Source organism: Paenibacillus sp. AN1007, assembly GCF_040702995.1.
Classification (GTDB): Bacteria; Bacillota; Bacilli; order Paenibacillales; family Paenibacillaceae; genus Paenibacillus.
In genome coordinates, this window is sequence record NZ_CP159992.1 from 2,231,791 (window position 1) to 2,258,344 (window position 26,554).

At 48.2% G+C, this 26,554-nt stretch carries 26 protein-coding genes; 18 read left to right on the forward strand and 8 right to left on the reverse strand.

What is annotated here, in order from left to right:
- Nucleotides 1-86: 86 nt before the first annotated feature.
- On the reverse strand, nt 87-1,100 hold the full coding sequence (locus ABXS70_RS10185; protein WP_366296597.1) for a LacI family DNA-binding transcriptional regulator: 1,014 nt from the start codon (nt 1,098-1,100) through the stop codon (nt 87-89).
- Between the two features lie 491 nt (nt 1,101-1,591).
- Between ABXS70_RS10185 and ABXS70_RS10190 the strand changes: the two genes are divergently transcribed.
- From ABXS70_RS10190 to ABXS70_RS10210, 5 genes are all read left to right on the forward strand, one after another.
- On the forward strand, nt 1,592-3,382 hold the full coding sequence (locus ABXS70_RS10190) for an L-fucose isomerase (protein ID WP_366295582.1): 1,791 nt from the start codon (nt 1,592-1,594) through the stop codon (nt 3,380-3,382).
- 26 nt (nt 3,383-3,408) lie between these two features.
- Nucleotides 3,409-4,899, forward strand: coding sequence for a rhamnulokinase family protein (locus ABXS70_RS10195; RefSeq protein ID WP_366295584.1), 1,491 nt, complete (start codon nt 3,409-3,411; stop codon nt 4,897-4,899).
- 43 nt (nt 4,900-4,942) lie between these two features.
- The gene (locus tag ABXS70_RS10200) at nt 4,943-5,443 is read left to right on the forward strand and encodes a class II aldolase/adducin family protein (RefSeq protein ID WP_366295586.1); all 501 of its coding nucleotides are present in this window, start codon (nt 4,943-4,945) and stop codon (nt 5,441-5,443) included.
- On the forward strand, nt 5,418-5,606 hold the full coding sequence (locus tag ABXS70_RS10205; RefSeq protein ID WP_366295587.1) for a hypothetical protein: 189 nt from the start codon (nt 5,418-5,420) through the stop codon (nt 5,604-5,606). The genes ABXS70_RS10200 and ABXS70_RS10205 overlap by 26 nt, the downstream gene beginning before the upstream one ends.
- Before the next feature lie 189 nt (nt 5,607-5,795).
- The gene (locus tag ABXS70_RS10210) at nt 5,796-6,152 is read left to right on the forward strand and encodes a hypothetical protein (RefSeq protein WP_366295589.1); all 357 of its coding nucleotides are present in this window, start codon (nt 5,796-5,798) and stop codon (nt 6,150-6,152) included.
- 191 nt (nt 6,153-6,343) lie between these two features.
- Here the strand turns inward: ABXS70_RS10210 and ABXS70_RS10215 are convergent, their stop codons facing one another.
- Nucleotides 6,344-6,970, reverse strand: a complete 627-nt coding sequence (locus ABXS70_RS10215) for an FMN-dependent NADH-azoreductase (protein ID WP_366295591.1) — start codon at nt 6,968-6,970, stop codon at nt 6,344-6,346.
- 432 nt (nt 6,971-7,402) lie between these two features.
- Between ABXS70_RS10215 and ABXS70_RS10220 the strand changes: the two genes are divergently transcribed.
- The 6 genes from ABXS70_RS10220 (at nt 7,403) to ABXS70_RS10245 (ending at nt 14,801) form a co-directional block, all read left to right on the forward strand.
- Nucleotides 7,403-8,341, forward strand: a complete 939-nt coding sequence (locus ABXS70_RS10220; protein ID WP_342556354.1) for a sugar-binding transcriptional regulator — start codon at nt 7,403-7,405, stop codon at nt 8,339-8,341.
- A 302-nt stretch (nt 8,342-8,643) separates the two neighbouring features.
- Nucleotides 8,644-9,291 carry a deoxyribose-phosphate aldolase gene (deoC, locus tag ABXS70_RS10225; protein WP_366296599.1) on the forward strand — a complete coding sequence of 216 codons (648 nt, stop codon included), beginning with the start codon at nt 8,644-8,646 and terminating at the stop codon, nt 9,289-9,291.
- Nucleotides 9,292-9,508: 217 nt separating this feature from the next.
- A complete protein-coding gene (locus tag ABXS70_RS10230) occupies nt 9,509-10,699 on the forward strand; it encodes a NupC/NupG family nucleoside CNT transporter (protein ID WP_366295594.1) in 1,191 nt (396 codons plus the stop codon).
- Between the two features lie 29 nt (nt 10,700-10,728).
- Nucleotides 10,729-11,907, forward strand: coding sequence for a phosphopentomutase (gene deoB / locus ABXS70_RS10235; protein ID WP_366295596.1), 1,179 nt, complete (start codon nt 10,729-10,731; stop codon nt 11,905-11,907).
- Nucleotides 11,908-12,180: 273 nt separating this feature from the next.
- A complete protein-coding gene (gene deoD, locus ABXS70_RS10240) occupies nt 12,181-12,888 on the forward strand; it encodes a purine-nucleoside phosphorylase (protein ID WP_056691414.1) in 708 nt (235 codons plus the stop codon).
- 611 nt (nt 12,889-13,499) lie between these two features.
- Complete coding sequence (locus tag ABXS70_RS10245) at nt 13,500-14,801, forward strand: pyrimidine-nucleoside phosphorylase (protein ID WP_366295598.1); 1,302 nt, start codon at nt 13,500-13,502, stop codon at nt 14,799-14,801.
- A gap of 191 nt (nt 14,802-14,992) precedes the next feature.
- Here ABXS70_RS10245 and ABXS70_RS10250 read toward each other — a convergent pair whose 3' ends face one another.
- Both ABXS70_RS10250 and ABXS70_RS10255 read right to left on the reverse strand, forming a co-directional pair.
- Nucleotides 14,993-16,009, reverse strand: coding sequence for a TIGR03943 family protein (locus tag ABXS70_RS10250; RefSeq protein WP_366295600.1), 1,017 nt, complete (start codon nt 16,007-16,009; stop codon nt 14,993-14,995).
- A gap of 179 nt (nt 16,010-16,188) precedes the next feature.
- The gene (locus tag ABXS70_RS10255) at nt 16,189-17,274 is read right to left on the reverse strand and encodes a permease (RefSeq protein ID WP_366295602.1); all 1,086 of its coding nucleotides are present in this window, start codon (nt 17,272-17,274) and stop codon (nt 16,189-16,191) included.
- Between the two features lie 347 nt (nt 17,275-17,621).
- Here ABXS70_RS10255 and ABXS70_RS10260 point away from each other — a divergent pair, with 347 nt between their 5' ends.
- The 7 genes from ABXS70_RS10260 to ABXS70_RS10290 all read left to right on the forward strand — a co-directional run bounded on the left by ABXS70_RS10260 (nt 17,622) and on the right by ABXS70_RS10290 (nt 23,138).
- On the forward strand, nt 17,622-18,806 hold the full coding sequence (locus ABXS70_RS10260; RefSeq protein ID WP_366296601.1) for a GTP-binding protein: 1,185 nt from the start codon (nt 17,622-17,624) through the stop codon (nt 18,804-18,806).
- Nucleotides 18,807-18,889: 83 nt separating this feature from the next.
- Entirely contained in the window at nt 18,890-19,039 is a 150-nt protein-coding gene (gene rpmG / locus ABXS70_RS10265) for a 50S ribosomal protein L33 (RefSeq protein WP_153978553.1), read from the forward strand.
- Nucleotides 19,040-19,093: 54 nt separating this feature from the next.
- Nucleotides 19,094-19,801 (forward strand): metal ABC transporter ATP-binding protein, encoded by a 708-nt coding sequence (locus ABXS70_RS10270; RefSeq protein ID WP_342551317.1) that lies wholly within the window; start codon nt 19,094-19,096, stop codon nt 19,799-19,801.
- Complete coding sequence (locus tag ABXS70_RS10275) at nt 19,747-20,649, forward strand: metal ABC transporter permease (protein ID WP_366295605.1); 903 nt, start codon at nt 19,747-19,749, stop codon at nt 20,647-20,649. Before ABXS70_RS10270 ends, ABXS70_RS10275 begins: the two co-directional genes overlap by 55 nt.
- The gene (locus ABXS70_RS10280) at nt 20,636-21,733 is read left to right on the forward strand and encodes a metal ABC transporter substrate-binding protein (protein ID WP_342551315.1); all 1,098 of its coding nucleotides are present in this window, start codon (nt 20,636-20,638) and stop codon (nt 21,731-21,733) included. The genes ABXS70_RS10275 and ABXS70_RS10280 overlap by 14 nt, the downstream gene beginning before the upstream one ends.
- Nucleotides 21,734-21,896: 163 nt before the next feature.
- Nucleotides 21,897-22,388 carry a hypothetical protein gene (locus ABXS70_RS10285; protein ID WP_342551314.1) on the forward strand — a complete coding sequence of 164 codons (492 nt, stop codon included), beginning with the start codon at nt 21,897-21,899 and terminating at the stop codon, nt 22,386-22,388.
- Between the two features lie 42 nt (nt 22,389-22,430).
- Nucleotides 22,431-23,138 carry a M50 family metallopeptidase gene (locus ABXS70_RS10290; protein ID WP_342551313.1) on the forward strand — a complete coding sequence of 236 codons (708 nt, stop codon included), beginning with the start codon at nt 22,431-22,433 and terminating at the stop codon, nt 23,136-23,138.
- A 129-nt stretch (nt 23,139-23,267) separates the two neighbouring features.
- Here the strand turns inward: ABXS70_RS10290 and ABXS70_RS10295 are convergent, their stop codons facing one another.
- The 4 genes from ABXS70_RS10295 to uxuA form a co-directional block, all read right to left on the reverse strand.
- Nucleotides 23,268-23,639 (reverse strand): DUF4363 family protein, encoded by a 372-nt coding sequence (locus ABXS70_RS10295; protein ID WP_366295608.1) that lies wholly within the window; start codon nt 23,637-23,639, stop codon nt 23,268-23,270.
- 58 nt (nt 23,640-23,697) lie between these two features.
- Nucleotides 23,698-24,429 carry a DUF421 domain-containing protein gene (locus ABXS70_RS10300; protein ID WP_342551311.1) on the reverse strand — a complete coding sequence of 244 codons (732 nt, stop codon included), beginning with the start codon at nt 24,427-24,429 and terminating at the stop codon, nt 23,698-23,700.
- 169 nt (nt 24,430-24,598) lie between these two features.
- Nucleotides 24,599-25,474, reverse strand: coding sequence for an SDR family oxidoreductase (locus tag ABXS70_RS10305; protein ID WP_366295610.1), 876 nt, complete (start codon nt 25,472-25,474; stop codon nt 24,599-24,601).
- Nucleotides 25,471-26,538 carry a mannonate dehydratase gene (uxuA, locus tag ABXS70_RS10310; protein ID WP_342551309.1) on the reverse strand — a complete coding sequence of 356 codons (1,068 nt, stop codon included), beginning with the start codon at nt 26,536-26,538 and terminating at the stop codon, nt 25,471-25,473. The genes ABXS70_RS10305 and uxuA overlap by 4 nt, the downstream gene beginning before the upstream one ends.
- Nucleotides 26,539-26,554 lie beyond the last annotated feature (16 nt).

Consider the following 26,554-nt stretch of genomic DNA (forward strand, 5'->3'; position numbering starts at 1 on the left):
CATAGGTGAAGCAGGATGAACCGGAAGTGATTGCCGGGACATCCTGCTTTTTGTACTTTTTGATGTGTATTCGTATGAAATATAAGTCAGTCACGAGGTGGGGGCGCAGCGGAAGCACGGATTCGCAGCTCGGAAGGGAGGATTATCGTTTGAACATCAGGAGGAAGCTTTCCTTCAATCCGATCCATCAGCATCTGCATTCCCTGATATCCGAATTCGTACGCAGGCTGTGCTCTAACGGTCAGAAAAGGATCAAAGGCGGAAGCCAGATCCAGGTCATCGAAGCAAACCACAGAGATGTCTTCAGGGACCTTAAGTCCACGCCTGCGCAGCAGGCGAATAACTCCAATCGCGAGCATGTTATTGGCTGCAAAAATGGCTGTAGGTTTCTGTGATCGAGACAGCAGTTTCCCCAGTCCTTCATCATCACTGAAATCCCGATAGTTGGTACGAAGGATCAGTGAAGGATCAGGAGCAATGCCAGCTTCAACAAGTCCCTCTATATAGCCTTCTTCACGGAGTCTGGCTGTAGAGACCTCAGACGAACCGTTGACCAGCGCGACGTATTGGTGACCTAGGCTAATGAGGTAGCGCATAAGCTCTACAGCGCCTTCACGGCTGTCTCCTGCAATCAGATCAGAAGTGATTTCAGGTACAGTTCGATCCAAAAACACAAACGGAATATGTCGCGCCTGTAATTGCTGTAGATGAATCAGTGAACGGTCTCCCGCAGGTGCAAACAGCACTCCATCCACACGTGTCGACAAGATGGCTTCCACATACTCTTTTTCTTTTCGGTAATCTTCATCACTGTTACCAAACAGAACGCGGTAGCCCCGAAGATGCGCAGCATCTTCAGCACCACGGGCGAGTGTTGTATAAAAAGGATTGGTGATGTCCGTTATAAGCAGTGAAAGCATCTGAGTTCGCTGCAGTACCAGACTTCTCGCGTTGGAATTCGGAATATAACCCAGCTCATCGATGACCTGCTGCACCCGCTCTCGTGTGGCCGTACTGATACGACCGGTGCGATTAATGACTTTGGAGACCGTCATTGCGGAGACATTGGCTTTTTTGGCGATATCATAGATTGTAATCAAAGGGATCGGACCTTTCCGCAGCATAGTCCTTCCATTCTATAGGATAAAGGCGATTGACAGCAAGATAGCCGCGTGCTATGTTAGGGTTACCGATAACCCTAATTGAGATTTAGGATGGAGTTTAACTTCAGTACTTAAATTAGGATGTTCTATATTCTTGATCAGAAAGTGATGTAATACACGTCGTTACTACGATAATCCGCAACATATTTATACATTGGCACAGCAGCCGTTCTCGTTATTTTCATGATTGTTCCATTGTCCCCGAGGTACAGTGAATGACATTTGATGATAATTAATGAGGGCGGTTTATTATTTTTGATACATGTAAACGCATTCAGATTTGGAGAAATTCAAACATAGTGGTTATCGGCTCCATCCCGCAGCATATGATTCCATTGCCCCCAACAGTACAGCTTATCGTTCAGTCAGAATATTCTCAATTCCACATGCATTTTGTTCAAAATGCACTAAAAGGAGGACGTTCTCGCATGACTCATCAGGATTATCGTTACAATCAGGCTTTTCCCAAAATTGGTATTCGTCCCACTATCGATGGCAGACGCAAAGGTGTGCGTGAGTCATTGGAAGAACAAACGATGCGGATGGCGACATCGGTAGCGGAACTGCTCTCGACTGAACTTTATTACGCAGATGGTTCGCCGGTAGAATGCGTTGTTGCCGAAACCTGTATCGGCGGTGCTGCTGAAGCAGCGCAGGCATCTGCACTGTTCAGTCGTTCTAATGTAGGCGTAACGATTACCGTAACTCCATGCTGGTGTTATGGTACAGAAACGATGGATATGTCACCATCCATTCCGACAGCGATCTGGGGTTTTAACGGTACTGAACGACCAGGGGCAGTATATTTGGCGGCTGTGCTTTCCGCTCACGCCCAGAAGGGCATCCCTGCGTTCGGAATCTATGGGGAGGATGTGCAGGACGGCGGGGACTCGACCATTCCAGATGATGTGCGTGAGAAGCTGCTTCGCTTCAGTCGTGCCGGTCTTGCGGCAGCGACGATGAAGGGGCAGGCGTATTTGTCCATCGGCTCTGTATCGATGGGGATTGCGGGTTCCATCGTGAATGATTCTTTTTTTCAGGAATATCTGGGCATGCGAAACGAGTATGTGGATATGAGCGAACTGACACGGCGGATTGAAGAGGAAATTTATGATCCTGAAGAATACAAGCTGGCACTTGCCTGGGTGAAGGAAAATTGCAAGGAAGGTCCGGATAACAATCCAGAGCATCTCCAGTCAGATCGGAAACGCAAAGACGCTGAGTGGGAAACGGTTGTGAAGATGACACAAATTGTACGTGATCTGATGGCCGGCAATCCGAAACTGGCGGAACTCGGATATGAAGAGGAGGCTATGGGTCACCACGCCATTGTATCCGGATTTCAGGGACAGCGGCAGTGGACGGATCACGCACCGAATGGAGATTTTCTGGAGTCCATCCTGAATTCCTCGTTCGACTGGAACGGTAAACGCGCCCCGTACCTTGTCGCAACCGAAAATGACAGTCTGAACGGTGTATCGATGTTGTTTGGCTCATTACTGACACATTCAGCTCAGATTTTTGCAGACGTGCGAACGTATTGGAGCCCTGATTCGGTCAAACGGGTGACAGGTCATCTTTTGGAAGGACACGCTGCATCAGGGATTTTACACCTGATTAACTCCGGTTCTGCCGCACTCGACGGTACCGGCGAGCAATCAAGGGATGGTAAGCCTGCGCTTAAGCCATTTTGGGAAATTACGGATGAAGAAATACAGCATTGTCTGAAAGCCACCTCCTGGAGACCGGCTTCCGTTGAATACTTCCGCGGCGGCGGATACTCGGCTGACTTTCTTACGAAAGGCGGTATGCCTGTGACCATGACTCGTTTGAATCTGGTGAAAGGACTCGGGCCGGTGCTGCAGATTGCTCAGGGTTACACGGTCGATCTGCCAGAGCACGTACATGACACGCTGGACCATCGGACCGATCCGACATGGCCTTCAACCTGGTTTGCGCCCATTCTGACGGGCTCGGGAGCGTTTACTTCCGTGTATGAAGTGATGAATCAATGGGGGGCGAACCATGGTTCGATCTCCTATGGACACATCGGTGCGGATTTGATCACGCTGGCATCGATACTGCGTATTCCAGTGAATATGCACAATGTGCCTGAAGCAGACATTTTCCGTCCGCGGGTCTGGGGAATGTTTGGTACAAGTGAGGCGGAGGGTGCGGATTATCGCGCTTGTCAAGTGTTCGGACCGTTATATCGTTGAACTGCTGTCTGAAGGAGGCTTTCAATATGGGCAATCAAGCTTCATATGTGCTTGCTGCCGATTTCGGCGCCGGCAGTGGCCGGGTAGTACGCGGAGCTTTGGACGGTCGCAGGCTGACGCTGCAGGAGGTCCATCGCTTCGCGAATGAACCTGTACAGCTTGGGGATGAATTGTGTTGGGACTTCCTTCGCCTGTTCCATGAGCTGAAGCAGGGCATTCAAAAAGGGGTGGAAGGCACGTCATCCCCGGTGCAGTCTATTGCTGTTGATACCTGGGGCGTCGACTACGCGCTGGTCGACGGTGCGGGAAGACTGCGCAGGAACCCGCGTCATTATCGTGATGCGCGTCATGCGAAATTCATGAACGACGTGCTTGCTGTGGTCAGTGAACGAGAACTGTACTCGATGTCCGGTGTACTGCCCCAGCAGATCAATACCCTATTTCAGTTATTTGGTCACCTTCAGGAAAGTGCAGCGGAAGCAGACGAAGACACACGTCTGTTATTCATGCCCGATCTGTTCCATTATTATTTATCAGGGGAACAAGCATGCGAATACACAATTGCAAGCACCAGCGGTCTGCTTCATGCCGGTGAATCCAGATGGAATGAAGCGTTGATAAGCCGTCTCGGCTTACCTGCATCGTTATTTCCGCGGTTGGTTCAGCCAGGGACTGTACTGGGTACGTTAACCGGTGATCTGATGAATGAATTTCGCACAGGACCGATGCAGGTTGTCTGCACAGGATCACATGACACCGCTTCGGCACTGGCCGCCATACCGGCGTTCGAATCTGATTTTGCTTTTATCAGCTGCGGCACATGGTCTCTCATGGGGGTTGAGAGGGAGCTTCCGGTATTAAGTGATCTGAGCCGTGAGTTGGGGTTCACGAATGAGGGGACCGTCAGCGGCAGGGTGCGCACGCTGAAGAATCGTTCGGGTTTATGGCTGCTTCAGGAATGCAGACGGCAGTGGCAGCGTGAGAATCGGTGGTACTCCCATGAAGAACTGATACAGTGTGCTTCAACCGTACGTTCGCATCAATCTTTACTGCTGCCCGGAGATGATGATTTTATAAGCCCGGGTGACATGCCCGAGCGGATCCGTCGGCATTGTCTAAACACAGGCCAGAAGGCACCCGAAACGGTGGGAGCTATCGTTCGCTGTATTCTGGAAAGTCTTGCACTGGAGTTCAGACAGACGCTCGATGAACTTGAACAGATTACGGGCACAAGACCCCCTGTTATTCATATGGTTGGCGGAGGTGTGCATAATCGCATGCTCTGTCAGTTTACAGCAAATGCGGCTGGGGTTCCGGTGATTGCGGGGCCGGTGGAGGCATCCTCGGCAGGCAATTGTCTGCTTCAATATGCGGCTCACGGGGAAGCAGGCAGCTTATCGGATGTCCGTGATATAGCAGCAGCTTCTTTTGATACAGAAACATACATGCCTCAAGATTCCGAATGCTGGGAAGAAGCTTACGGAAGGTACCGACAATTACCCCGGTTAAAAATCTAATTAAACCGTCGGAAATTATCGCAGATAAGGAGTGGTAGAGAGCATGTCTGAACAGAAGATAAGAGAAGAATTAACCAAATACGCCCGCAAGGCAGTAACTCAAGGGCTTGTTGTAGGACCTGGAGGCAATATAAGTGCACGCTCGGGCAGTACGATGCTGTTATCGCCAAGCGGCTATGCACTTGAGGACATTGAACCGGATGAATGGATTGCTGTTGACATCGAGACAGGAGAAACACAATCAGAATCCACACGGCCTTCCTCGGAAGTGCTGATGCATCTGTACAGCTATCGTGTGAACCCGGATATTCAGGCTGTTGTGCATACACACCCGGCATACACGATCGCGCTCAGTCTTGTTTTTGACCATCTTCCGCATCTGTTCCCGGATCAATCCGCTCTAGTGGGTGATATCGGATTTGTGCCTTACGTGCTTCCAACCACGAAACTTCTCGCTGATGTCTGCAGCCGCAAAAATCACCGAGCATACTGCGCTCATTCTTATGAATCACGGACTGGTGACAACAGGCAAAAATCTGCGTGAGGCCTATTACCGAACACAGGTGGTAGAGGAGAGTGCGAAAGTATACATGATTGCGAAGGCTGCAGGAGAACCTCGAATTTTGACAGCTGAGCAGTACAAAGAGATCCAATCACTGGAAAGCGAAGCCTATCGGGTACAGCTGCTGCAGCAGCAGATTAAGTGATAATCGGTCATAGGATGATAGGATTATGATAAGTATGAATTGGAAAAATAATAAAGAACGGTGCATTTATTTCATCAAAATGTGACATCGCGAATGCCAAGAGCTGCCTTTTTCTCGACAACTATTGCATATCCGAAAATACCGAGTATAATACTGGGTAAATAGAACGATAAGGGGATGCAGTAAACGATGAAAACATATGCTGAATTGAACTCACTTCTTGTTGACGATTATCTGGATCTCCTGAACATGGCAAAACAACTCGGGGACGAAGAATGGAAGGAAGCTATCCTGCAAGCATTGAAGGAAGAAGTCGATGCCAACCATCACATGGACTCAACTGAAGTAAGGCAGGATCTCTGGAATCAGTTCGAAGACATTAATGAGCAGATGCACGAGCTGCTGCTGCAGTTAAAACAAGCCGACCACCCCGAAGAGAAAGAACAGATTATTGAGATGATCTGGGGGCTGAAAATAGACCGTCATGCCATTACCCGAAAGCTTGAAACGATGAGCCGCGCCAGCGCTGGAACACATAAGCTGTAAGGTTAGAACGAAGAGTAAAGAGAACTACTGACGTAATTTATACAGAACAGGTATTTTGTTTGTTTTAAATAGAGAACTGTTTTATAGGATAGAAGCTGTATGTTTCAATTCTAGATGCTTATATGAAAGAACCCGCACACATCTTGAGATAATCAATCAGGACGTTGTGCGGGTTTGTTTATTTTATGAGCCTAAAATTGTTTGGCAAAACGCTGCGCTTCTTCGATTCCTTTTTGTTTGATCTCCTCGGCACGTTCCTTATACTGGTTATGTCCTTCCACAAAGATACCATCCAGTTTCGGCACACCCAGAAATGACATGATAATACCTAAGTACCGATGTCCTGACTCCATCTGAGCCGCAGGTCCTTCCGAATAAATGCCGCCCCGTGCTTGGATGTGCAGTGCTTTTTTGTTCGTTAGCAGTCCTACCGGTCCTTGTTCGGTGTAACGAAACGTTTTGCCCGCTACACAGATGGAATCGATATATGCTTTGAGCACAGGTGGGAAAGAGAAATTCCACAGCGGTGAGACGAAAACATACTTATCTGCACTCGCGAACTGATCGGACAGTTCATTCAGACGCTGGACTTTGGATTGTTCCTCAGAGGTGAGGTCGCCACCTGTCTGCAGTTTTCCCCATCCGCTGAATACATCCGCATCAATATACGGGATGTGTGAACGGTACAGATCGAGATGAATGATTTCGTCTGAGGCATGGCTTTCCTTGTAAGCGTCGATAAAAGCTTTACCGGCGGCCATACTGAAAGAGGTTTGATGATCATGCGGATGGGCAGTAATGTACAGTAAAGTAGACATGCTTGAGTTCCTCACTTTCGAATGGAATTTGATATCATAAAATCAAGGTGGTAAAAACTAAAGAGACACCTGAACAGCTCCCGTGACTGGAGTAGTATGATGTGCAGTGCCTTGTTTTATACATCCGTTGAAGCCCTGATGACGGAATCAGGAAGCAGAGTGAACACCATAATACAGGATGAGGAGTTCTCATGTTTTTGTTTGAATAGATAGAAAGCTGAGGCCGGATTTTGTTTTGGCAAAATATAGTGATGGAATACTTAATATATGTATAATATAAAAAACAGTATGCTTGCTTCTGCACTGTAATGAACCGCATTTCCGGGGTTGGCAGTGCGGGCGCTTCAGCATTCGTTCGTTAGCTGTAATGGAAGAATGGAACGTTTTATTTTTTGACGATAATGAAGATGAGTGAGATGAGCACATATGGGAATGGACCTGGAGAAACAGCGGTTAAGCATTGAAGCGGCAAAATTGTATTATCAGTCCGATTACAGCCAGCAGGACATTGCCTCAAGACTGGGCGTATCCCGCCCCACGGTATCGAGACTTCTTCAGTACGCCAAGGACCGAGGTTACGTGCGTATTGAAATTATGGACCCGCTGGAGGATATTGATATTATCGCCGGAGAGCTAAAGGTCAAATATAATCTGGAGACGGCTCTGGTATGTTTTGCACCTTTAAAGAGTGATGAGGAGATCCAGAAGCATATCAGCAAGAGGGCCGCGGACTACTTGCAGGAAACTGTGCAGGACGCCGATATTATTGGGGTCACGTGGGGAACGACAATGCATGCGGTTGCTCGCCAGCTAAGACCCAAGCAGGTCAAGGGTGTTGAAGTGGTACAGCTTAAAGGGGGAGTAAGCCACTCCCATATCAATACTTACGCCGCGGAGATCGTGCACCTGTTTGCAGAAGCTTTTCACACGGTTCCAAGGTATTTGCCGCTCCCGGTGATCTTCGATAATATCGAAGTGAAAAAAATGGTTGAGGCCGATCGCCACATTGGACGTATTGTCGAACTCGGAAGACAGGCTAACATTGCGATATTCACCGTAGGAACGGTGAAAGAGGATGCACTTCTGTTCAAGCTGGGATATTTTAATGAGCAGGAACAGCAGCTCCTGATGCATTCGGGTGCCGGTGATATTTGCTCACGTTTTTTTGATGCGGAAGGGCATCTGATCAGTGAAGAGATCAACAGCAGGACGGTCGGGATTGATCTGGCCGAATTAAGAAATAAGGAGAAGTCCATTCTTGTCGCGGGTGGCGGGCGCAAAATCGAAGCGATTCATGCAGCACTGAAGGGTCAGTATGCCAACATATTGGTTACGGACCAGTATACAGCGCAGGCTTTGCTTCGTTTATAAAGAAGGAGAAGGTAAGGTTTACTTGTCCCGGGCCTAAAATTCAATCTACAGATCAACAATGACAACATCTGCCACAGCACTTGGGCGGATGTTTTGCTATGTAAGGCAGAAAATAAGTATAGAAGGCAGTATTTTCGAGAGGTAACTTCGGAAGTGTAACAAAAAGTTCAACATTCTATCCTCAAACTCATTATGAACAAAGGTTCAAGTTGATTTTTACATATGTTCATGATAGTGTAAGGATATAAGTTCACAGTTCAGATAAGGGAGAGATTCAATTGACTACACCACAATTAGCCAAAATGATCGACCATACGCTGCTTCGTGCAGACGCAACTCGTAACGAGCTTACCAAGCTGACTGAAGAAGCGAAGGAGTACCAATTTGCATCTGTATGTGTGAATCCTGGCTGGGTATCCTACGCTGCAGAGCAGCTTAAAGGCACTGGCGTAGATATCTGCACGGTCATTGGCTTCCCTCTGGGGGCATCCACTTCCGAAACGAAGGCGTTTGAGACGAAAGATGCAATCGCTAAAGGTGCAACAGAAGTAGACATGGTCATTAATATCGGTGCGCTGAAAGATGGCAATGATGACGCGGTAGAGCAGGACATTCGCGCTGTTGTTGAAGCTGCGGCGGGTACACTGGTGAAAGTAATCATTGAGACTTGTCTGTTAACGGATGATGAGAAAGTACGTGCATGCCAAGCAGCTGTCAGAGCCGGAGCAAATTTTGTGAAAACATCAACTGGTTTCTCCACAGGCGGGGCAACTCCGGAAGATATCGCACTGATGCGTCGTACCGTTGGTCCTGACATAGGTGTTAAAGCTTCTGGCGGCGTACGCAGTCTCGAAGATATGCAGAAAATGATTGAAGCAGGGGCTACTCGAATCGGAGCAAGCTCAGGCGTGAAAATCATGCAGGGCGGTCAGTCCACTTCTTCTTACTAAACCAAGTCTATAATTCATGATCCTGAACTCTGCCTGAGATGCATGACAGGGTTCAGGGCCATTTTTTGCTTGAACATGAAACGTAATATATCCTGTTGTTTGTAAGCGCTTTATAAAATTTCTGAAATCATATGTTATGAAATGACACAAAATAAGATTCAGTAACCCTTTGAGCAGTTTATACAACGGGATTAACGACCTTCAAAGGAGAGATCACATGAAATACCTTATTGCCATCCTTGGCTTACTCGTTGTTTTTGGACTGGCTTATATCGCCAGTAACGGCAAGAAACAGATTCGATACCGACCGCTTGCGGTAATGATTGTTTTACAGATTATACTGGCCTATGCCTTGCTGAATACGGAAGTGGGAACATGGCTAATTGGCGGATTTTCCACCGTATTTAAGAACTTGCTTGATTATGCAGCCGAAGGGATTACCTTTGTTTTCGGTGGTTTGATCAACGTTGGAGCAGAAGGCGGGAGTGGTCCGTTTTTCCTGACGGTGCTGATGCCGATTGTGGTCATCTCTGCCTTAATTGGTATCCTGCAGTATATCCGAATCTTACCTTTTGTTATAAAATATATTGGTCTGGTACTAAGCAAGATCAATGGAATGGGCAAGCTGGAATCATATAACGCGGTTGCTTCGGCGATTCTGGGGCAATCTGAAGTGTTCATCTCCGTAAAAAAACAAATCGGGCTGCTGCCGAAACATCGGCTGTACACCCTCTGTGCATCAGCAATGTCCACGGTATCGATGTCCATTGTCGGCGCCTATATGACAATGATTGAACCGAAATATGTAGTGACAGCGCTTGTGCTTAACCTTTTCGGCGGTTTTATCATTGCTTCCATCGTCAATCCGTATCGGGTTACGGAGGAAGAAGATATATTGGAAGTGCGGGAAGAAGAGAAACAATCGTTCTTCGAAATGCTGGGAGAATACATTCTGGACGGATTCAAAGTAGCCATTGTCGTAGCGGCGATGCTGATCGGTTTTGTCGCCCTGATTGCCTTGATTAACGGAATATTTAGCGCTGTAATCGGTATTTCGTTCCAGGAACTGCTTGGGTATGTATTTGCACCTTTTGCCTTTGTTATGGGTGTCCCTTGGAAAGAAGCGATTCAGGCAGGCAGTATTATGGCTACCAAAATGGTGTCCAACGAATTTGTGGCGATGCTGAATTTGAGCGAGCAAACGGGATTGTCTGCCAGAACAACAGGAATCGTATCCGTCTTCCTCGTATCCTTCGCCAACTTCTCCTCCATCGGTATTATTGCCGGTGCAGTGAAGGGACTTCATGAGAAACAGGGCAATGTGGTGGCCCGCTTCGGTCTGAAGCTGCTTTACGGTGCATCGCTGGTCAGCGTACTGTCCGCGATCATCACTGGACTGTTCTTGTAAGCTGGATTAATGGAAGGAGTGCTTAAGTTATGTCAACATTCAAAAGAGTACATCTGATTGTAATGGATTCTGTAGGAATCGGCGAAGCGCCGGATGCAGCAGAATTTGATGATTTTGACGTCGATACGCTGGGTCATATCGCACGTGAGCGTGGAGGTCTGAAGATGCCGAATATGGCGAGTCTGGGACTGTCCAACATTAAAGAAATCCAAGGGATTCCTGCTGCGGATAAACCTAAAGCGTATTACACCAAAATGCAGGAGGCTTCACGCGGCAAGGATACAATGACTGGCCACTGGGAGATTATGGGGCTGTATATTGATACACCGTTCCGCGTGTTTGAGAACGGCTTCCCGGATGAGCTGATTCAGCGCATTGAGGAGAAGACAGGCCGTAAGGTGATTGGTAACAAACCAGCCAGCGGCACAGAAATTTTGGATGAGCTGGGTGCGGAGCATGTCGAAACAGGCGCTCTGATTGTGTACACCTCGGCTGACTCGGTACTGCAAATTGCAGCGCATGAAGACGTTGTGCCTTTGAAAGAATTGTATGAAATCTGTGAGTTCTGCCGTGAAATCACGCTGGAAGATCCGTACATGCTCGGCCGCATTATTGCACGTCCATTCGTTGGTGAAGCGGGGAACTGGAAACGTACGGCGAACCGTCATGACTATGCACTCAAACCATTTGGCCGTACGGTAATGAACGAGCTGAAAGACGGAGGCCTGGATGTCATTGCTTTGGGTAAAATCTCCGACATTTACGATGGCGAGGGTGTTACGAAAGCGGTACGTACCGTTTCCAATATGGATGGCATGGACAAGTTATCCGAAACGATGGACGAAGAGTTCACTGGACTCAGCTTCCTGAACCTGGTTGATTTCGATGCGCTGTATGGTCACCGCCGTGATCCGCAAGGGTATGCGCAGGCACTTGAAGATTATGACGCACGTCTGCCGGAGATCTTTGCAAAAATGACAAACGATGATCTGCTGCTGATTACAGCCGACCATGGTAACGATCCGACGTACCGAGGTACAGATCATACGCGTGAATATGTTCCACTGCTGGCATACTCCCCGCGTTTCAGCGAGGGGAAAGAGCTGGAGCTTCGCAGCACGTTTGCCGATCTTGGTGCTACGGTGGCAGAGAACTTTGGCGTGAAATTGCCGGAGTATGGAAAGAGCTTCCTGAATGATTTGAAGTAATTCAAAAGTCAATTTTAAAGTAATTATACAAGCCATTAGAATCATCAGAAATGATCTGGCCGTCGTCAGTGCAATTTACATGAAGTATTCGGATGAGAGATACGATTCTGTTTTTTCAGAAATAAACAGCGGTTTGTGATCCGTTTACTTGCTGTTGGTAAAAGGCTGCTGAGGATAACAAGGAAGCCTTCAGCGTACGGGAGCGACTGCAGAAAAAGCCCCTCCCGCGCTGGGCTGAATTCCATTGATAATTAATATATTGGAGGAAATGACATGAGCACACATATTGGAGCAAAACCCGGAGATATCGCAGAAACGATCCTTTTGCCGGGAGACCCGCTGCGCGCTAAATATATTGCTGACACCTACCTTGAAGACGTTGTATGTTACAACGAGGTTCGCGGCATGCTTGGGTTTACAGGTACATATCAAGGTCACCGGATTTCGGTGCAGGGTTCGGGTATGGGGATCCCATCCTTTGCAATCTATGCAAACGAACTCATCAGTGAGTATGGCGTAAAAAACCTGATTCGTGTAGGGACTTGCGGAGGAATGCAGGAGCATGTCCGTGTACGTGATGTGATCCTTGCTCAAGCGGCTTGTACGGATTCCAGCATGAACAAACACGTTTTCGGCGGATATGACTTCTCGCCAATTGCAACGTTCTCGCTGCTCAAAGAAGCGTATGACCGTGCCACAGCGAAAGGCATGAAAATCCACGTCGGAAACGTGTTCAGCTCCGATTCCTTCTACCGTGACGACCGTTCTGTGACTGAAAAATTGATGAAACACGGCGTTCTTGGCGTTGAGATGGAGACAACGGCACTGTACACGATTGCTGCCAAGTTTGGCGTAAATGCCTTGACCATCTTGACGGTAAGTGACCACCTGCTCACGGGTGAAGAAACCTCCGCTGAAGAGCGCCAAAAAACATTTAACGATATGATGGTCGTTGCTTTGGATACAGCAATTACCCTGTAAACACCGAAACTGGGTTTAGAGCACGGAGTGGAGGGGACGGAATCGATTCTGGAGAAGCGAAGCGAGCGCCTTTGTCTCCAAATTTCAACCATGGATAAGATGCTTCAGAGAAATTTGAGAGACAACAGCGCTCGGAAGAACGATCCGGAGCCGTAACGGTCTGCAGCGTCACGTGTTTTCTGAAGGCCCCTAATGAATTACACCGAAACTGGGTTTAGAGCACGGAGTGGAGGGGACGGAATCGATTCTGGAGAAGCGAAGCGAGCGCCTTTGTCTCCAAATTTCAACCATGGATAAGATGATTCAGAGAAATATGGGAGACAACAGCGCTCGGAAGAACGATCCGGAGCCGGAACGGTCTGCAGCGTCACGTGTTTTCTGAAGGCCCGCTAATGAATTACACCGAAACTGGGTTTAGAGCACGGAGTGGAGGGGGCGGAATCGATTCTGGAGAAGCGAAGCGAGCGCCTTTGTCTCCGAATTTCAACCATGGATAAGATGATTCAAGAAATTTGGGAGACAACAGCGCTCGGAAGAACGATCCGGAGCCGGAACGGTCTGCAGCGTCACGTGTTCTGTTTAATTCAATTTTAAAATAAGGAGAGATCATCATGAGAATGGTAGACATTATTGCCAAAAAGCGCGACGGAAAAGAATTGACAACGGAAGAGATTGATTTCGTCGTTCAAGGATATACGCAGGGAGAAATCCCCGATTATCAAGTCAGCGCGTGGGCCATGGCTGTGTTTTTCAAAGATATGACGGATAAGGAACGTGCGGATTTGACCATGTCCATGGTGAATTCGGGCGAAACAATCGACTTGTCTGCGATTGAAGGCGTTAAGGTAGACAAACACTCCACAGGCGGCGTGGGTGACACGACGACTCTGGTACTTGCGCCGCTTGTTGCTGCACTGGATGTACCTGTGGCGAAGATGTCCGGTCGTGGTCTGGGACACACGGGTGGTACTACGGACAAGCTGGAATCCGTTGCGGGCTTTCACGTTGAGCTGGAAAAAGAAGAGTTTATTCGTCTCGTAAACGAACACAAAGTAGCGGTTATCGGTCAAAGCGGCAACCTGACACCTGCGGACAAAAAGCTGTATGCTCTGCGTGACGTAACCGCAACGGTAAACTCCATCCCGCTGATTGCCAGCTCCATCATGAGCAAGAAAATCGCAGCAGGTGCGGATGCGATCGTACTGGACGTAAAAACAGGCGCGGGCGCGTTTATGAAAACAACAGAAGACGCCAAAGAACTGGCGCACGCCATGGTGAGCATTGGTAACAATGTAGGCCGTAAAACAATGGCGGTTATCTCCGATATGTCACAGCCGCTGGGTCTGGCGATCGGTAACGCTTTGGAAGTAAAAGAAGCAATTCTTACACTGCAGGGTAAAGGACCGAAAGATCTGGAAGAACTGTGTCTTGCACTTGGACGTCAAATGGTATTCCTCGCAGGCAAAGCCGATTCACTGGAGCACGCGGAAGAGAAACTCAAAGAAGTCATTCAGAACGGTAAAGCACTGGAGAAGTTTAAACACTTCTTGGCGAACCAGGGCGGCGATGCTTCGGTAGTAGATCATCCAGATCGTCTGCCGCAGGCAAAATATCTGATTGAAGTTCCAGCAGATCGTGACGGCTATGTTGCCGGAATCGTTGCGGATGAGATCGGAACGGCTGCGATGCTGCTCGGTGCAGGCCGTGCAACGAAAGAGTCCGAGATCGATCTGGCAGTAGGTTTGATGCTGAATAAAAAAGTCGGCGACCCGGTGAAAGCTGGAGAGTCTCTAGTAACTATTCATGCCAACCGTGAAGATGTGGATGCGGTTATCGCCAAAATCAAAGAGAATATTACGATTGCCGATCACGCCGATGCACCCGTGTTGGTCCATGATATCGTAACGGAGTAATGAGATAAACAGAATGTAAGGAACATAATATAACAAAGAAGACGGAGCAGATATTAATCTGCCCGTCTTTTCTTATGTTCGTAGGCTGCATGCATGTATGCTAAAGTACATGGATTACCACATGATGCGATTAACTCCGCAGCCCTACACGCACATTCTTATCCAGCATCCTCTCAGCACACTAATAAACCTCATTTCCGCTTACTTACGATCTTATCAAAGGCCGCTACGGAGTCAGCGTTGGTGTAGATGTAAGGCGAAGCTGGCTGATCCATCGGTGTTACGGCTGCTGCAAGAATCTCCATCGAATCTTTACCGTCGACTTGCGCGGAGCCAATAGTACCTCGAATCTGAACCCAGCTATCTTTCTCAAACTGGTTTGCATCGGGAATATGAATCATGACGCCGAAAGGAGCTGCATCTGCTGGACAGCACATCACGAGAAAACGTCCCAGGGCAAAATGAGATTGGTGCTCCATGCTGTCGTCCCGATATACAAATCCAGTAAGCATAATCTCTTTGCCCGTGAATTGGCGCTGGAACATATCAATCGTGCCGAGGGTTTCTGAGAATATTTCGGGATACACTTGGATGACAGGCTCGGCATATAACCTTTCCGCCAGTGCTGCGAATTCACGGCTGTATTCATCCGGCGGTACAAACTGCACACCAGCTGGTTTCGCTGACCATTCGTTTGTTTGAGATATTTGAGGTGCTTGTATTACTGGCGGTATGGTAAAATCCCGCACATTCAATCGGGGAGCGGCATCTGGCAGCGGCTCTTTCCGCCGAATTTCAGGGGGAGCATAGGTCAGGGACATCCCCTTCTGACTAGCCATCGAACTGCCCAAAGCTTGATCTGGAAGCAGAAATCCAAGCAATAGCGGCAGCGCAATCAAACTGTAGACCAGTGAGCTGCGAATCACGCCGGAAGGAGGGTGATGCTCACATTCGCAGCCCAGTTCATGTCGACCAAAAAGAGCGTGCCATACCATAATAACCGCAATAAACAGGAATGGAACCGCAGTGCCGAGAAGCAGTTTTTGCATCGTGGGAGCAAGATAATAATGCAGAGCATTGTTCGATTTGAGGTGCATGATATACACAGCAAGACTACCAATCCAGCCTGCACGAATAAGAGTATGCCGCTGGGCAGCTATTCTTTTTGCAAAAGAGTTCTGGTTCATCGCAAAATTGGCGGGACTCATGACCCTCACTCCTTTCTGTAATGGATTACTTTATCAGAACCCTTAGCCGGAAAATAATTCACGGCATTAATCATTAACAGCATGAATCAATCCTTCTTTTCATTCTCATAGCTCCTCTTCGCGTGAGCTGTCTTTCGTCTCCCTCGACTCAGCCTTATTGCATTCCTTGTTGTCACAAGTCATCCCCACAACCACAAGTTCACCACCCATGATCCTGCAAACACAAGTGCTATAATCGCCAGACTTAATCCAATCACGAAGCGGGTGCGGAAGGTGGAGAGCAGCATCAGCGTACTTTTGAAATCGAGCATCGGACCAAGCACAAGGAAGGAAATCAGCGGACCCAAAGCAAAGGTATGCGAGAATGCCGACGCCACAAAAGCATCGGATGTAGAACATAAGGACAGAACATAAGCAAAGCCCATCATAAATACATAGGACGCTGCAGGGCCGTTCCCCAGCGCAATCAGATCACTGCGGCTCACAAACGTCTGAATACACGCTGTAATCAGGGCACCAATCACCAAATATTTGCTCATATCGACGAACTCGTCTCCCGCATGAATGAAAAAGCTGCGCCAGTTTTTTGGGTGAGCATGATGATGGCCGTCGGAGATTCCGTGCGAGTGATCATGTGCATGAGTATGAGAGTGTGAGTCATGGTCAGGAGATAAAGCCATTTTAAAACCCGGATGTGTCTTCACCTCGGCTGCGGCAATTTTAGGTCCACGCAGCGGATTACGTTTAACAAACAGATAGACAAGCCCGCCAACAGCAGAGGCCACAGCAAAAGCCAGTCCCATACGAGCGATGGTGATCTCCGGATGATTCGGAAAAGCGAGCAGGGTAGCGGTAAACACAATCGGGTTCACAACAGGCCCGCTTAGAATAAAAGTAATCGCAATATACACAGGCATCCCTTTATGCATAAGCCGCCGTACAACAGGAATCATGCCGCATTCACAGATCGGAAAAATAATACCGAGCAGCCCGGCTGCAAGTACGCCGCCAACAGGATGTTTCGGTGTAAGCCTGCGCACCATTTCTTCGGATACAAACCACTGCATGAGCGAGGACAAGAATACACCCATCAGCAGAAAGGGGACAGCTTCGAGAAAGATACTGACAAACACCGTTTTTATATTTTGCAGTGCTTCGCTATGCCGGACCTGATTTAGATCAGGAGCAAGTGTGATGATAACCGGGACAAGGAAAGCACAGGGAACCAGAAAGGTTAGAACCTTCAGACTGGCTGCCATTCTCATATAAAAGACCTCCGTCACTTGAACTTTGCTAGAATATATGCTTGTACTTGCGGCTGCATACATCGTTCTTTCATGTAAATCAGTAAATTTACGATTAAACGACCGGCCCTCCATGATCCAAGTTGACAAGTAAAAGCGGAGTAAGCTATAGTTGTTGAAGTATTTAATAGTAACAATTACGATTAAATACTCATGAAAATCAATTCATTATCATGTTGTTCCCTGAGTCTGGAACAGAACCCGTCTATGTTTCAAAGAAATAGAAGAGAGCGGAGGAAATGAATATGTCCATGTCTGAGTTAATATCAGAGTTAGAGTCAGTGTCAAGATCAGAACAAGAGCAGCAGATGAACAAACGTATACCTGTCACGGTTCTTAGCGGTTATCTTGGAGCTGGTAAGACGACGCTGCTTAACCACGTGCTTCATAATCGGGAGGGTATGCGAGTGGCTGTCATCGTAAACGACCTGAGTGAAGTTAATATTGATGCTGGCCTGATCCGGGATGGAGGAGGTTTATCACGAATTGACGAGAAGCTGGTCGAGATGTCAAACGGATGCATCTGCTGCACACTTCGTGAAGATCTGCTGAAAGAGGTAGAGCGGCTTGCGCTGGATGGATCGTTCGATTACATATTAATTGAATCTACGGGCATTGGCGAACCGCTTCCTGTGGCTCAAACATTTACCTATATAGATGAGGAACTCGGCATTGATCTGACCCGGTTCACGCGTTTGGACACGATGGTAACGGTGGTGGATGCAGCTCAGTTTTGGCGTGACTTTTATTCAAAAGAGACGCTGAAGGATCGTGGACAGGAGGTTGGGGAAGATGACATGCGGGGCATTGTGCATTTGCTGACCGACCAGGTTGAATTTTGCGACGTTCTCGTATTGAACAAATGTGATCTGGTGTCCGAAGAAGAGCTGTCGAAGCTGGAAAAGGCACTGCACGCGATGCAGCCTGAGGCCAAGTTGATTCCTGCGACACATGGACAGATTGATCCGAGAGAGATTTTGAACACGGGACGGTTTGATTTTGAAAAAGCAAGCCAGTCCGCGGGATGGATCCGCGAATTAATGAAAGAAGAGCATACGCCTGAAACCGAGGAATACGGTATTCATTCGTTTGTATACCACCGCAAACGTCCGTTCCATCCCGAGCGCCTGCTGCGCTGGATCGCCAAGTGGCCGGAAAACATCATACGTTCCAAAGGTTTAATGTGGTTGGCGACCCGTAACCATATGGCCATTTCATTCAGCCATGCGGGAACTTCCAAACAGCTTGCGCCCGCGGGCATATGGGTTGGTGCGATGAGCGAGGAGGAGCGGCATCTGCATTTTGGCGGCACACTTCCAGCTATTCCGGATTGGGATGAAGAATGGGGTGACCGGGTTACCAAGCTGGTGTTTATCGGGATCGATATGGATCGGACGGCTGTTGAACAATCACTCGATGAGACACTGCTGACAGATGCAGAGATGCAGAAGAACTGGCGCGAGTTGAAAGATCCTTTTCCACAGTGGAGCTGATATATACATGTTGACAAAAGAAAAAGCATAGGCTACTATCATTAAATAGTAATTATTACGAATAAACATAAGGAGGCAGTACCATGAGAGTCATTGTAACTTTAGCCTGCACAGAATGCGGAGATCGCAACTATACCACAACAAAAAACAAGCGCAACCATCCGGAACGTCTGGAAATGAAGAAGTATTCACCTCGTTTGAAGAAGGTGACCATCCACCGTGAAACACGCTAAAAAAATTTGATTTCTTTAAATCGTAATATTTACGAATTGGAAAGAGGTAAACGCATGATTTTATCTTCCATGCGAGATGTCGTATTTGGATATGGCAAAGAGCCTGTCATTGATCAGCTGTCGCTGGATATTCTTGTGGGCGAATTTGTCGGCATCACGGGGCCGAATGGCTCTGCGAAGACAACCATGCTGAAACTGCTGCTCGGGCTCTTGAAGCCCTGGAGCGGTTCGGTACATATGAATACACAGCAGCTCCGAGGCAAAAAGCTGGAGATCGGTTACGTACCACAGCAAGTCGCCTCGTTTAATAGCGGCTTTCCCAGTACGGTGATTGAACTGGTGCGATCCGGTTGTTATCACAAGTTAGGTCTTTTTCGGAGATTCACCCCGGACAAAGAAGCGATTGTTGAAAGAAGCCTGCGTGAGGTCGGTATGTGGGAATATCGCAATGCACGCGTAGGAGAGCTTTCGGGCGGACAGAAGCAGCGAATCTGTATCGCACGAGCCTTGGCTGGACAGCCGCACGTGCTGGTGCTGGATGAACCCACGACAGGTATGGATCGGCGCAGCAGGGAAGGATTTTATAATTTAATGCGGCACTATGCGGATGTTCATGGTCTCACCATCATCATGGTTACTCACGGTCTTGAAGAAGTTGGCAACCGGTTAGATCGAACGATCACCTTGGAGCGACAAGAAAGTGAGGAATGGCAGTGTTTGAGTACGAATTCATGCAGCGTGCTTTCTGGGCTGGCGGATTAATCGGGATCATAGCTCCCATTCTGGGGGTATATCTGATGCTCAGACGGCAGGTGCTGATGGCAGATACACTTTCTCACGTTTCGCTGGCAGGGGTTGCGCTTGGTTCCATTATGAATCTGAATCCGGTTCTAAGCGGTTTTGCTGTTGCGATGATTGGTGCGCTGCTGGTTGAACAGCTGCGGCGAAGTTATCGGACATACAGTGAGGTGCCGGTTGCGATCATTATGACATCGGGTCTTGCTTTAGCGGTGGTGTTAATGAGTCTGAAAATGAATCTTTCCAAAACCTTCAGTTCTTATCTGTTTGGTTCCATCGTCGCGGTAAGTAATATCCAGCTGTGGATGATGGCAACGGTATGTTTGATCGGATTGACCTTTTTTATCGTTCTGCGAAGACCGCTTTACAATTTAACATTTGATGAAGAGACGGCCTCCATCGGAGGCATTCAAGTGAAAGGTTTATCCTTTGCCTTTGCGGTGCTAACCGGAATGACCGTGGCCTCTGCGATGCCGATTGTCGGTGTACTGCTCGTATCTGCACTAATTGTACTGCCGGCAGCTTTAGCTCTTAGAGTCGCACAGAGTTTTGCCGCAGCAGTCGTTATTGCTGTTATTACAGGTCTCACGGGCATTTTCAGCGGTCTGACCGCTTCATACGAGTGGAATACACCGCCGGGAGGAACCATTGCACTTATCCTGTTATTTTTCCTGTTGACTGGAATATCAGCCCAAAAGCTGGTTTCAATATACAACCGTAAACGTCATCGAGCCGTTAAGCAGCAGTATATATTCATACAAAAAGCAGCACATAAAGATGAAATGGGGAAAACACGATATGAAATTAAGTAAAATTTCCGCGCTGGGACTGATCCTCAGTTTGGCCCTTGCTGCAGCAGGTTGCGGTCAAAAAACAACAACTTCCAATCCGGATTCATCCGCAGCAGCCAGTACTTCAGCGACTTCGGAACAAAAATTAGATGTGCAGGTCAGCTTTTATCCGATGTATGATTTTACGAAAAATGTAGCTGGCGATCTGGCTGATGTACATACACTTATACCGCCAGGCATGGAGCCGCATGATTGGGAACCGACACCTCAGGACATCGCCAGCATTGAAAAAGCGGATGTTCTCGTCTACAACGGGGCAGGCATGGAATCTTGGATGGATCAGGTCAAAGACAGTCTGACTAATAGCAAACTTGTGCAGGTGGAAGCCAGTCAGGGAATTACACTTCACGAGGGTGGAGAAGAAGACCATGATCATGGCCGCGATCAGGACCATGCAGACCAAGCGACGAACACTGAAGATCATGATCACGCGGATGCTGATGCTGCGAAAGATCATAACCATGACCATGAAGCAGCGGCTGGCGAGGAGCATCATCATGACCATGATCACGATCATGGCGGGATTGATCCCCATGTATGGCTTTCTCCGGCACTGGCTGTGAAGGAAGTACGCAGCATTGAAGCCGGACTTGCAAAAGCAGCTCCCCGGCACGCTGACCAGTTTAAGCAAAATGCCGACGCATACATCGCCAAGCTGGAGGCGCTGGATCAGGATTTCAAGACGGCGGTGAAGGACAGTAAACGGAAGGACTTCATTACACAGCATGCGGCTTTTGGATACTTGGCAGCAGAATACGGTCTACAGCAGGTTCCGATCGCCGGGTTATCTCCTGAACAGGAGCCATCCGCAGCACAGATGGCGTCTGTTATTGATTTTGCCAAAGAACATAAGGTAAAAACCATTTTTTTCGAAACCCTTGTTTCCTCTAAAGTATCCGAGACTATTGCCAAAGAAGTCGGAGCCAAGACAGCTGTATTAAACCCGATTGAAGGTCTGACTGAGGATGAGGTGAAGGCAGGCAAGGACTACATTAGTGTGATGAGAGAGAATCTCGAATCGCTGAAGCTGGCATTGAACGAGTAGGAACTTTAATGAGAATTTGATGCTTTTCACTGAAAAAGGTACAATATAACAACATGCTGAGGAATGGATGTGGCCTGTTCCTCTGCCTTTTGCGAAGCAGAGAGCACAGTGATGTGCTCTTTTTCGCTTGAGATGACCGGACCGTGCAGAATAGGAGGACACGATGAATTCACATGATAAAGAGGGAGAACAGGAAGTACTGCTGAGTGAACAGCCTGCCCATCTGTGGCGAAGACGGAAACAGGAACTCCTGCACTGGACAGAGCGGGACAAACGGACCGTATCACCCAAACGAACAGCGATATGGAATGGGGTAGAGGTCGATGCGGAACTGGTTCACACACTGAGTCTGCTGCAGGGAGCAGGAGTGCAGACCGAGTATTCGTGTGCGGGTGTCAGCCCGCTGGACGAACCTGTAGATCATTCACTTTATGCATATGTAACGCTTATTCAGAGTCAGGCGGCAGAACAGTTTGTGTGCTGCGCACGCAGCCGGATGCGGAATCGATTACTTGTAACTTTTGAAGCGGAACGGGGCCGATATGATCTATCCTCATTTTTTATTGGACACAACCGAAGCTTCTGCTGGTGGATTGAACGGTGCGCACTTGATTTTAAAAGGCGAAACGAAGCAGGGCAGCCTGACGTAATATAATGGATAAGCTCGCTTACTTGAAGGCAAGGAGGTCTGACCCGAGTGAACAAGTGGCTCAAAACGATACTTTTTCTAGTGGCCTCTGTATTCCTGACCCGTTTTATCCCGTTCTCGTCGTTGTTTCGCAATCTGGATACGATGATCCATGAATTCGCTCATGCGCTGATGACGCTGGTTTTGTCGGGCAAGGTGCTGCGAATTGAACTGTATGCGGATCACAGCGGGGTAACATATTCGTCCATGCTGACAGCAGGCAGATCGATATTCGTCTCGCTGGCAGGTTACATCGGGGCTTCCCTTTTTGCCTGGCTTCTGTTTTACCTGTACCGCAAAGGGCGGCACATGTGGGGTTTGGGGATTATGACCGCTGTGGCACTTGTGTCGCTGGTGCTGTACGTCAGAGGTGAATTCGGCATGTTGTGGTTGACCGGGTTTATTGCGCTGAATGTCGTGATTATGATATTTGGTGTGAAAATCGCCAAGTACTACTATCTGCTCCTGGCCTTCATAACGCTGGAGGAGTCGGTTGTCGGTGCGATGTACATCGGCTGGTTGTCCTGGACTCGACCGTCTCAGGCTGGAGATGCAGCGAATCTGGCGCACCAGACGTTCATGCCTGCACTGTTCTGGGGTACGCTGTTTGCGTTGTTTGCCCTGTGGTGTGCAAGAGGAGCGCTCAGTCTCTTTTTTCGCAAGGAAGGCACAGCAAACGGCTCGAAGTCGAAATCCCGCGGCTTAAATCGTGCATAAGGATTAATGTGAATACGGTTCAACGAATATACAAAGAGCACCCCTTTTGCCGAAAAGGAGGTGCTTTTTGCTGTCGGTTTCCAGGCTGCATTGCAGCAGCTGTTTATATGTGTTCTGGTTTATAGGGAGCTAGTTCCCTAGATTGTCCCATAAGGCGTAAAAGTAATAAATCTCCTCCATGATCGCCTGATCATCTCGTGCAGTAATGCCTCCCTTGATTCGAGCGAGCGCACCCAGAATATCATAAATGCTTTCACGTTCCACGCTGAACTGAATCCGATTGACAATTCGATCCCATGCCTTCATGGCGTAATCGATTTGGGTTTTGGCTGGGGTCCACTGCTTGTTCTGAACCTGTTTCTCCAGTAATTGAATGGAGTCAAGTAATCGATCCTGTGTACCGAACGGTTTTTTCAGCAAAGGCCCGCTGACCATGACCATGATAAACAGCAGAAGCATAACGATAGGGATCGTATAGAGCAGCCATTTATGTTTTTTCATCTGCATACCTCCCGAGACAAGCCTGATTGGATCAGAATAAGCAGTCACTTATGTTTTGTCATTTACGACCTTTTTTATCATCATTTGTTCCAGCCTCGTCCGATATCTGATCCTTGTATAAATCAACATATAACTTGTCATTTGGCAGAATGGCAGCAAATGCAATGTCCTGGATGGTCAGATTTTGCTTTTTCAGCTGCTCTGTTAACCAACGTTGATCCTTATTTCGTTCCGCCAGTTTCTCCTTAATCAGCACACCGTCGATAATCAGCTCGGTCATGAGCTTCTGAGGCGGCGGGTGCATGTGCATGTCACTCGCGGTAACAGGCTGATTCTCTGGTTTCAATGCAATGGAGAGGGTACCGTCTGGTTCCAAAATCCCATAGTTGACCGTGGTTATGTCAAATACGTCCTTTTGCCGCAGCATCATGGTAAGTTCATCGAACTTTACTCGCATTTGATTCAGGTTTTGTTCCAGAATGCTGCCGTTCTGAATAACCAGTGTGGGGTCCGAATCCATGATTTTGGAGAAAGCACGACTTTTCAGCGTAATGTATTGAAAAATGATGGTGATCAACGTGAAGATGGTCAGCGCAACAAAATGAATCCATGCTTTGGAGGACAGATCCGTCGCGAACGTACCTGCAATGGAACCGATCGTAATGCCGTTAATATAGTCAAAATAGGTCAAGTTGCCCATCTGCTGTTTTCCCAGCACCCTTGTATAGATAATTAAAGTGAGAAAAGCGATAATCGCTCGCACAACAACGACCGTAGTTTCCTCCATCATATATGGATCACCACCTTTACACCCACAATCCTTGCCCACAACGAGGCAATTTATTCCTTATCACCTGAAGGTCAAATCAACGTCAAAAAAACCGAAGCCCGTGATCATATCACGAGGTTCGGTTTAAGTGTGAATCTGTTCCAGACAATCGATGTGTCCAAAACGAAGTCTATACGCCCGAATAGGCCATGAATCCGCCGTCTACAGGGACGACAATACCCGTCACAAAGCCGGACTGCTGTTCATCTGCCAGCCACATTAACGTACCCAGCAAATCTTCGGGTTTCCCAAAACGACGCATTGGGGTATGCGCAATAATTTTGCTGGAACGCTCCGTAGGTGAGCCGTCAGGCTGCAAAAGCAAGCTGCGGTTCTGCTCGGTCAGGAAGAAGCCTGGAGCAATTGCATTGACCCGAATTCCCGACTCTGCCAAATGCACAGCAAGCCATTGCGTAAAATTGTTAATAGCCGCCTTGGCAGCACTATACGCAGGTACTTTGGTCATAGGAGATGGGGCGCTCATGGACGATATATTGATAACCGCAGCCGGTACATCGCGCTCAATCATGTGTTTGGCAAAAATTTGAGTAGGGATGAGGGAGCCAACAAAGTTCAGATCCATCACCTGCCGAACCCCCTCTATACTTACATCAAAAAAGGTGGTTACGTCTGGATTAGCCAGATCCTCGGGTTTAAAAATTTCATTGGTTGTATTGGCACTGGCGTGATTACCGCCTGCACCGTTAATTAATATGTCGCATGGGCCGAGCTGTTCGCGAACGATATCGGCTGCTGCCTGTACACTTTCGGCCTGGGTAACATCACATGCTGCGGCAATGGCACGGCCGCCTGCTTTTTCAATTGCAGATGCAACTTCCTGTCCTTTGGACACCGTCCGGTTCAGAATGGCAATTTGCGCACCGTGTCTTGCGAGTTCTTCGGCCATTGCCCGGCACAATACGCCGGCGCCGCCGGTAATGACAACCGTTTTGCCTTGAAGACGGGAAGTGCGTTCCGGATTCAGGTTCGAATTGAGTTGACTCATACTTTTGCCCTCCTTTGCAGCGAATCCCAGACACCCCAGAGATACATTATACCAAGCGCGCGATCATACAGCCCGTAGCCCGGTCTGCATTGTTCTCCCCACAGATGCCGTCCGTGGTCCGGTCGCGCGTATCCTTCGAAACCAATATCGTGATAGGCTTCCACAATACCCGCGATATCTACACTTCCGTCCTGACTGCGGTGAGAAGTTTCGATAAAGTCCCCATTATCATATACCTTCACATTCCGAATGTGGGCAAATGGAATCCGATCTTTGAATTCATGGATCATGCCAATGATATCATTGCTCGGGTTGGCTCCCAGAGAACCGCTGCACAAGGTTACACTGTTAGCTGGACTATCATACAGATTCAGGTACCTGCGAACATTGTCTTGATTAATAATGATTTTCGGAAGACCGAAAATTGGCCAAGGCGGATCGTCCGGGTGAATAGCCATTCGAATGCCAAGCCGCTCGGCGGCCGGGATGATCTCCTGCAGGAAGTAGCGTGCATTCTCCCACATGTCTTCCTCGGTTACATCTTTATAGGCTTCAAACAAACCTGTCAGATACTGCAGTCGCTCCGGCTCCCAGCCGGGCATCGTCAGGTCAGTGTTTTCAGTAATTTTACGAACAAGCTCCAGCGGTTCGATGTTGTGCAGTCTGCTGCTTTCATAGAAGAGGGCTGTTGAACCGTCCTCCATCTCTTTGTGCATATCCGTACGCAGCCAGTCAAATATCGGCATAAAGTTGTAACAGATTACTTTTACGCCTACTTCAGCAAGTTTCTCCATTGTTTTAATGTAATTCGCAATATACTTGTCCCGGGAAGGCAGTCCTAGCTTGATATCCTCATGAATATTCACACTTTCTACGACATCCAGATGCAGCCCGGCTTTGTCTGCAGCGGCTTTGACCGCAAGTATTTTGTCCATTGGCCACTCGTCGCCAGCAGGAACGTCATGCAGCGCCCATACAATGCCTTCAACTCCGGGGATTTGCCGGATATGATCCAGTGATACTGTGTCATTGCCTTCGCCAAACCAGCGAAAAACCATCTTCATTCTATTCACCTCATCA